Genomic DNA, 7,229 nt, shown 5'->3' with positions numbered 1-7,229 from the left:
CGACGACGAGTTGAGCGAGCCGCAGCCGGGCGCGCGGGGTCAGGGCGGCGTTAGCGTGGGACACGAAGGCCTCCGGTGGGTGAAGCGGTTCCTAGACAGCTCCACTTCACAACCGGAGGCCTTCGTCTGTCAGCCAGACTCACCGCCCCCGGACGGGACAACCTCCCTGGACATCACATCTACGCGGCCACCAAGCACGGGGTCGGCGCGTTCTCCGAGGCGCTGCGCCAGGAGTACGCCGAACGCCACGTGCGGGTGGGCCTCGTGGAGCCCGGCCTCGTCACCTCGGAGATGACGACCTCGGGTGCGCAGTACGCCCCGGACGTGACCTCGACGGGCGAGCGCGGGGTGCTGCAGCCGGCCGACATCGCCGACGCCGTCGTCTACATCGTGACCCGCCCGCGGCACGTGGCGGTCAACGAGGTGCTCGTGCGGCCGGTGGAACAGGTGCGGTGACCTCGGCGCGGAGCCCGGAAACGCAGAATCCCCGGGGCCGGAGATCCGGCCCCGGGGATCCGGGAGATGGTGCGCGATACTGGGATTGAACCAGTGACCCCTACCGTGTCAAGGTAGTGCTCTCCCGCTGAGCTAATCGCGCGAGGCGGCGGCGGGAATCGAACCCGCGTACAGGGCTTTGCAGGCCCTTGCCTAAGCCACTCGGCCACGCCGCCGGAAACCGGCCTGCTGTCGCGGCCCGGCAGAGCGGACGACGGGATTCGAACCCGCGACCCTCACCTTGGCAAGGTGATGCGCTACCAGCTGCGCTACGTCCGCATGTCGCACCGTTCCCGAAGCGTTTCCGCGAGTTCCCGGTGCGTTGGGAGAACAGTAGCGCACGGTCCGTGGCCGCTGTCGAGGGGGTACCCGATGATCGTCTGCCCAGGTCGGCGGTGCCACGACGGCCGGGGGCGTCCGGGGGAGCGCGCTGCCGGCCTCTCGCGGGCCGGGCCGGAGATTCGGTCGTCCCGGAAAAGCAAGATCCCCGAGGCCGAAATGCGGCCCCGGGGATCCGGGAAATGGTGCGCGATACTGGGATTGAACCAGTGACCCCTACCGTGTCAAGGTAGTGCTCTCCCGCTGAGCTAATCGCGCGTGGGAAGAGAAGTCTCCGAGCGGACGACGGGATTCGAACCCGCGACCCTCACCTTGGCAAGGTGATGCGCTACCAGCTGCGCTACGTCCGCACCGTGCACCGCGTCCCGGGCCGTGAGGCTCGTCCGCGGCGCGGTGAGAGAACATTAGCACCCGCCCCGAGGGGGGTCCGACCGCCCCCTCTCTCCACCACCGGATGTCCTCTCACGTGCGGAGACGTGCTCCGCCCGGTGGTGGGGTGCCTCGGGTCAGTCCCGGGCGGTGGTGTCCAGCAGGTCCGCGAGAGCGGCGTCGAAGTCGAGCCACGAGTACTCGGCGGCGGCGGGCACGGCGTCGTAGGTCGCCTGCAGGAACTCCGACAGCGTCGCCGCGGAGGTGGTGAACAGGGCGTGGCCCGAGGGGGAGGTGAGCTCGAGCTCGATCCGGGACGGGTCGTCGCTCATCGGCTGCACCCGGACGTCGCCGGTGCCGGCGGAGTCGACCAGGCCGTCGCCGAGCAGGTCGCGGGCGAAGACCCAGTCGACCGTGGTGTCGTGGCCGGTCTTGAACGAGGCCTGGACGGCGTAGGGGTCGCGGCTCGTGTAGGACAGTTCGACCTTCACGGGCACGACGGGCGCGTCCGGAGCGATGAGCTCGAACATGGCCGTCGCCCGGATCGTCTTGGACTCGTCGCGCATCGGTGATCCTCTTTCGTGGGGGCGTTGCGTGGGGCGTCAGTGTGGGAACGAGAGAGAAGGCCTCGGGGTGACGGGTTCGATGCGCATGAACGTGGGTCACCGTGGGATGACCCCCGATCGAGTCACAACGGTGTAACTCACTGCGTGCGACGACAGGGCTGAACGGGGCTCGGCGCCGTCCTGGCGTGTGAGCCGCGCAGCACAGAACGACTACTCTCGTCGGAGTCCGAACCGGAACGGGTGCGGACATCGAACACAGCAATCGTGAGGACAACGCTGGTGGCAGGCATCGCCGATCCGCCGGACCGCCCCGAGCACGGGTGGGCCGCCGGGCCTGCTGCGCGCCGTGATCCGTCACGTCGTGACGACGCCGGGGACGCGCGCCTCGTGCAACGGATCGTGTCCGGGGACTCGACCGCACTGAGCGAGCTGTACGACCGGTTCGGGCGTCAGGCCTACTCCCTCGCACGCCGCATCTGCGCCGACGAGGGTCTCGCCGAGGACGTCGTCCAGGAGGTCTTCCTGGCCTTCTGGCGCGACCCGTCGCGCTTCGACCCGGCCAAGGGCCGGTTCGGCACCTGGCTGTTGACACTGGTGCACCACAAGTCCGTCGACGCCGTCCGCCGGGAGAGCGCCATCCGGCGTCGCACCGTCCCGGCGTCGGAGGACGGCTCGGAGTGGAACGCCCCGCCCGGGCCGGGCGCCGACGAGGGCGCCATCGGCGCGCTGGTCGCGGGCCACGTGCGTGACGCGCTCGATCAGCTGCCCGCCGACCAGCGGAAGGTCCTGGCACTGGCGTACTACGGCGGCTACACGCAACGCGAGGTGGCCGCGATGACAGGGGTGCCGCTGGGCACCGTGAAGTCCCGCATGTTCACCGGGGTGGCCAAGCTGCGGAATCTGCTGGCCCCCGTGGTCGGGGACACCGGGGCGGACCTGGCGGGAGGGCTGTCGTGAACGACAACGAGGGGAGGCCCTGTCCGATGAACGAGCAGACGGTCGGCTGGGCGCTCCACGCCCTCGAGCCCGACGAGGAGATCGAGGTGCTGCAGCACCTCGAGGGTTGCGACGAGTGCCGTCGGCTCGCCGCCGACGTGGCCGAGACGACCACCGTCCTCGGCGGCGCGGTGCAGCAGGTGGAACCGCCCGCGTCGCTGCGCGACGCCATCCTGGAGCAGGCCCGGAACACCCCGCAGGTCGGACGGGCGGGCGACCGCCCGGTCCCGCGCCACGCGCTGCGCGACGACGCCGCGCCCGCCGGCGCCTCGCCCGAGGCCGGGTCGCGCACCCGCCCGTCGAGGTCCGGGCGGCCCACCGTCGCCGCGACACGCCCGCCGGCGGGGCCCGGACGCGGCCGCGCCCGGAACGGGTGGCTGCGCCGCCCCGGTCGGGTACTGGTCGCGGCGGCCGTCGCACTCGCGGTGATCGTCGGCGGAGGAGTCGTCGTCGGACAGATGCAGTCGATGCAGGCCGAGCGCGACGCGAGCCTCGCGCAGGCCCAGGAGATGCGCGACGTGCTCTCCGCCATCGCGCAGCCCGGGACCCCGCACGCCTTCCTGTCCCCCGAGCCGGGGGGACCGATGGTCGCGGCGGTCGTGATGAAGGACGGACAGCGGGAGGTCATGCCGATGGGGCTCGACCCGAACGAGCCCGCTGACCAGACCTATGTCCTGTGGGGGCTGAACGGGGACGGAACTCCGCGGGCGATCGGCACGTTCGACGTGCGAGCCGGGCAGTCGGGGCCGGTGTCCGTAGAATCCCCCGACAGCGGGAGCTACGGGACATACGCCGTCTCGCTCGAGCGCGGAAGGGAGGCCCCTCCCGCGCCGACCAAGGTAGTCGCGGCCGGGCAGGTGGAGACCTGAGTACGACGGAGAAGGACGGCGTCGGTGTGTCGGCGTCCGGGAACACGACCTCCGGGCGCCGGTACACCGGCGTCCGCAGGAAGTACCGGCGGGCGAAGGTCCGCTACCGCGCGTTCCGGGCGGGGGTGGCCCGCAGGCCGGTGCTGGACCTGACCTACCGCATCACCATGGGGGTCCTCGGCACCGCGATCGTCATCATCGGGATCATCGCGCTGCCCGCGCCGGGGCCCGGCTGGGCGATCATCTTCCTCGGCCTGGGCGTGCTCGCCGCCGAGTTCAGCTGGGCCCAGCGGCTCCTGCACTGGGTCCGCGTCCGCTACGACGGCTGGGTCGCCTGGATGGGCCGCCAGAACCGTGTCGTGCAGCTGCTGGTGATGACCGTGATCCTCGGCACGGTCGCGGTCTGCGCGTGGCTGTTCGGGATCTTCGCGACGGTCGGTGGCTGGGTGGGGATCCACTGGGAGTGGCTGCACTCGCCGCTGCTGCCGTTGATCCAGCCGCCGCCCCCGCCGGTGCCCGTACCCGGATCGGAGCTGGTCACGGGCTCGCGGTGATCCACCGGTGACCCCCGTGAACGGCGGGGGGACGGGCTGTGTAGAGTTGGTTTCACCGCTGAGGGCGATTAGCTCAGGGGGAGAGCGCTTCGTTCACACCGAAGAGGTCACTGGTTCGATCCCAGTATCGCCCACAGTCAAAACCCCTGGTCAGTTCCTTGTAGTGAGAGAACCGGCCAGGGGTTTCGTGTATTCGATGGAACCTGCTTGTCCAATACGCCACGGACAGGGGCAAGCCTGGGCAGGTGGTCGGGCCGCGGCCGACGCCCAAGTACGGGGCATCGCGCCGTAGGTGGTCCGGTCGAGCGGGTGGGTGGCCCCCTGACTATGACGTGATCGAGCTGTGCCAGGTCGACGAGATGGCGCGAGCCACAGCCGTGGGAAGCAGAGCGGCGGCCTGCCTGTCCAACTGCCTGACAACGGCCCCTCACACGGGCGGTGCCCGGCGGACGTCCACGGACGACACGAGCCCGCTGACCTGGGGGCTGTCGCTCGTCACGTCAGTGCCCCGGTTGCTGCACACCGAAGTGCTCGGCGCGGCTGAGGGGTGAGCTGCGAGGACTCCATCCGGTCGGATAGTCACGCCATGTCGATAGACGCGTTCCCACCGCGACAGGTCCTCAGAGGTGACGATGTCGGCGGGTACCTCCAACGTCGTGAACGCGGTGGGGTCGAAGAGATCGAGGCTGCTGCGGCCGTCGCGGAGCCGGATGTGGGCGGCGCGGGTGCCGGCCTCGCCGGACGGGATCGCTGGGTCCTCGACGCCGCCGGTCCCGTAGTGGAACCCGAGCACCAGGGTGGTGGCGTCGATTTGTTCCGGGGACGGCGGAGCGCCAGGTGTCTTGCGGGAGCGGAGGAGCGCCTGGCTGACTGTTCGTCGCGCGACGGGGAGCCGTTCGGTCTCGTAGGAGGCGAGCCACGTCTCGTCCCCTCGGCAGGCGAAGGCGAGTCGCCATGCGAGTGCGTGCGCGTCCTGGACGCCGGTGTTCCCGCCGAATCCGCCGTAGGGCGGCATGACGTGGGCGGCGTCGCCGACGAGGAAAGCTCGACCGGCGCGAAGCCGCGTTGCGACGTAAGCGCCGGTTCGCCAGGTGGCGATGTCGTCGATGACCGGCTGCAGATCAGGAATGCCGGTTGCGATGCGGATCGTGTCGCGGACGTGCTGGTCGAGGTCGTCCGGGTCGGAGTCGGACACATGGGTGCCGAGTTGCCAGCTCCGGCCGGTGGCGTTGCCGCGGGCGAAGAGAAACGCGCCGGCCGATCGGGCGAACAGGGCCTCTGTGTGTCGGCCTCGGAGAGCTGGTTCGAGGTGTGCGTGAAAGAGCGCGCTCACGGCGGCGCCCGGGAGCGACTCGCCGTTCCAGTCGATGTTCAGGGCGGTCCGGGACGGGCTGTGTGCACCGTCGGCGGCGATGAGGTAGCGGGCTCGTACGGTGTGGCCCTCGATCACGGCGTTGATGCCGTCGGCGTCCTGGCTCTGGATGTGCGCGGTGTGAGCGAACCGGACGTCGGCGCCGAGTTCGTGGGCTCGGTCGCGGACGAGAGGTTCGATCCGCTGCTGGTCGCATGACCATGCCGGAGACGGGCTCAGATCGGCGGTGTCGTCCTCAGCCGGTGCGGGGACCCAGATCTCGTGCTCCGCGGCGAGGGTGTCGGCGACGGTGAAACCGCCATTGGGCTCGCCGGCGGCCAGGACCTGGCCCTCGATACCGAGTACACGGAAGATCTCCATCGTTCGCGCATTGACCAGCCGCGCCTTCGGATGACGGGAGGTACCGGGGCGTCGCTCGACGAGGAGCACCCGTACGCCGTGGAGACCGAGGAGGGCTGCTGAGGCGAGTCCGGTCAGGCCGCCGCCGACTACCAGTACGTCGGTGGACTGCGGCAAGGCACGGGGATTGGGTGCGGATGTCATCTAGTTCGCCATGGGTTGCGCCGTCGTTCCCGTGGCTCTGTCGTCAGGTCCTCCGCCATCGAGGTGGTCAGCTCCGTGAGACGGCGAGCGAAGTCGGTGATCTCGTCCTCGGTCCAGCCCTGCAGGTGGCGGGCGAAAGTCGATGCAAGCTCCGAGCGGAACCTGTCGACCGTCGACTCGCCCTCCGACGTCAGCGCGATGCGGTAAGAGCGGCCGTCCCTCTCGTCGCCGACTCGCTCGATCAGGCCCGCCGTCGCCAGCTCGCTCGCGGCCCGGCTGACCGACTGTGCCTGTACGTCCAACTCCTCGGTGACCTCGGACGGGCGGACTGGCCGTTGCGCGGCCAGGTTGAGCAGTCCCAGGTGGACCGGGCCCCAGGTGGATCGGGCTGCGGCCCTGCGCTGTACCTGCGCGGCGCGGTCCAGGGATCGGATGATGCTCCAGACCGATCTAGTTACTTCCACGAAGGAACTATAATCTGAGGTCGTCCGGCGAGCCAGGCTCCACGAGCAGAGCGAGTGGGGCGGCGGGAAACATGGGCTACGGGGCCGAAACAGCCCTGTACTCGCCGACGGCAATCATCGTGCATCGCCGGAAGTGGTCGGTGGTGTCGGTGGTCCCTGGACGCAACCCAGCCGCGAGCGTCTGCGTCGACCACTGTCCGCCTGACCTGTCAGCGGTGTTGCAACGACCTCTCGAATCCGCCTTCCCGGGCGGGGGTCGCTGTCGTTCTACTCGCCGCCCATCGCTTTCCGGGTGCCGGTCGTCTGCTGCTGCGCGTGGTCCTCGACCTGCTCCACGGCCTCGGCCAGCTCCTCGCGAAGGCGGTCGACCTTCGCCTGGAGGCCCGCCGCCCGCGCCTGTCGCCGCCTGCGAATGATCAACTCGCTGATCGACAACACGGCAACGACGCCGACCACTGCCGCGGCGACGATCCACCACTCGGAGACCATCACGTGCTCGCCTTCCCGGTCCCACGGCACGCCGGGCACCGCTGGGCCGGCCTGTGCAACGAACGGTGGTTCCGGCCCGACACGCCGGACCTCAGCGTCCGGCGGGATGGGCACTGTGAGTGATGACATCAGACCCTATGGGCTCTGCTGAGAACGAGACGGGTTCGGGTCGG

General features: G+C 70.1%; 8 protein-coding genes and 6 tRNA genes. 5 read left to right on the top strand and 9 right to left on the bottom strand.

Going from position 1 to position 7,229, the window contains the following annotated elements; translation table 11 throughout:
• Window positions 1-75: 75 nt before the first annotated feature.
• The gene (locus FVA95_RS26815) at window positions 76-456 is read left to right on the top strand and encodes an SDR family oxidoreductase (RefSeq protein ID WP_240051757.1); all 381 of its coding nucleotides are present in this window, start codon (window positions 76-78) and stop codon (window positions 454-456) included.
• A 67-nt stretch (window positions 457-523) separates the two neighbouring features.
• Here the strand turns inward: FVA95_RS26815 and FVA95_RS26810 are convergent.
• The 6 genes from FVA95_RS26810 to FVA95_RS26785 form a co-directional block, all read right to left on the bottom strand.
• Window positions 524-598: transfer RNA gene (locus FVA95_RS26810), tRNA-Val, on the bottom strand.
• A gap of 1 nt (window position 599) precedes the next feature.
• A tRNA-Cys gene (locus tag FVA95_RS26805) sits at window positions 600-671 on the bottom strand.
• A 30-nt stretch (window positions 672-701) separates the two neighbouring features.
• Window positions 702-774 (bottom strand) — tRNA-Gly (locus FVA95_RS26800).
• Window positions 775-1,017: 243 nt separating this feature from the next.
• Window positions 1,018-1,092 (bottom strand) — tRNA-Val (locus FVA95_RS26795).
• Between the two features lie 19 nt (window positions 1,093-1,111).
• Window positions 1,112-1,184 (bottom strand) — tRNA-Gly (locus FVA95_RS26790).
• A gap of 156 nt (window positions 1,185-1,340) precedes the next feature.
• The gene (locus FVA95_RS26785; RefSeq protein WP_149666603.1) at window positions 1,341-1,769 is read right to left on the bottom strand and encodes an SsgA family sporulation/cell division regulator; all 429 of its coding nucleotides are present in this window, start codon (window positions 1,767-1,769) and stop codon (window positions 1,341-1,343) included.
• A gap of 279 nt (window positions 1,770-2,048) precedes the next feature.
• Between FVA95_RS26785 and FVA95_RS26780 the strand changes: the two genes are divergently transcribed.
• From FVA95_RS26780 to FVA95_RS26765, 4 genes are all read left to right on the top strand, one after another.
• Window positions 2,049-2,726, top strand: coding sequence for an RNA polymerase sigma factor (locus tag FVA95_RS26780; protein WP_149666602.1), 678 nt, complete (start codon window positions 2,049-2,051; stop codon window positions 2,724-2,726).
• A 26-nt stretch (window positions 2,727-2,752) separates the two neighbouring features.
• Complete coding sequence (locus tag FVA95_RS26775) at window positions 2,753-3,634, top strand: anti-sigma factor (RefSeq protein ID WP_149666601.1); 882 nt, start codon at window positions 2,753-2,755, stop codon at window positions 3,632-3,634.
• 26 nt (window positions 3,635-3,660) lie between these two features.
• Window positions 3,661-4,188 carry a TIGR02611 family protein gene (locus FVA95_RS26770; RefSeq protein WP_149666600.1) on the top strand — a complete coding sequence of 176 codons (528 nt, stop codon included), beginning with the start codon at window positions 3,661-3,663 and terminating at the stop codon, window positions 4,186-4,188.
• Window positions 4,189-4,250: 62 nt separating this feature from the next.
• A tRNA-Val gene (locus tag FVA95_RS26765) sits at window positions 4,251-4,322 on the top strand.
• A gap of 293 nt (window positions 4,323-4,615) precedes the next feature.
• Here the strand turns inward: FVA95_RS26765 and FVA95_RS26760 are convergent.
• The 3 genes from FVA95_RS26760 to FVA95_RS31090 all read right to left on the bottom strand — a co-directional run bounded on the left by FVA95_RS26760 (window position 4,616) and on the right by FVA95_RS31090 (window position 7,086).
• Window positions 4,616-6,103 carry an FAD-dependent monooxygenase gene (locus FVA95_RS26760; protein WP_149666599.1) on the bottom strand — a complete coding sequence of 496 codons (1,488 nt, stop codon included), beginning with the start codon at window positions 6,101-6,103 and terminating at the stop codon, window positions 4,616-4,618.
• Window positions 6,100-6,567, bottom strand: coding sequence for a MarR family winged helix-turn-helix transcriptional regulator (locus FVA95_RS26755; RefSeq protein ID WP_161992478.1), 468 nt, complete (start codon window positions 6,565-6,567; stop codon window positions 6,100-6,102). Before FVA95_RS26755 ends, FVA95_RS26760 begins: the two co-directional genes overlap by 4 nt.
• 267 nt (window positions 6,568-6,834) lie before the next feature.
• Window positions 6,835-7,086: a hypothetical protein gene (locus tag FVA95_RS31090; protein ID WP_161992477.1), complete on the bottom strand. Its 252-nt coding sequence runs from the start codon at window positions 7,084-7,086 to the stop codon at window positions 6,835-6,837.
• Between the last annotated feature and the right edge of the window lie 143 nt (window positions 7,087-7,229).

This window comes from Pseudonocardia sp. EV170527-09 (assembly GCF_008369905.1).
In the GTDB taxonomy this organism is placed as follows: domain Bacteria; phylum Actinomycetota; class Actinomycetes; order Mycobacteriales; family Pseudonocardiaceae; genus Pseudonocardia.
Note: the sequence above shows the minus strand (reverse complement) of the source record. Positions and strands in the feature narration are given on the sequence as shown.

Excerpts from the sequence above, each read along its gene's own strand:
- FVA95_RS26785 (WP_149666603.1), bottom strand. The coding sequence starts at position 1,769 with ATGCGCGACGAGTCCAAGACGATCCGGGCGACGGCCATGTTCGAGCTC.
- FVA95_RS26775 (WP_149666601.1), top strand. The coding sequence starts at position 2,753 with ATGAACGAGCAGACGGTCGGCTGGGCGCTCCACGCCCTCGAGCCCGAC.
- FVA95_RS26760 (WP_149666599.1), bottom strand. The coding sequence starts at position 6,103 with ATGACATCCGCACCCAATCCCCGTGCCTTGCCGCAGTCCACCGACGTA.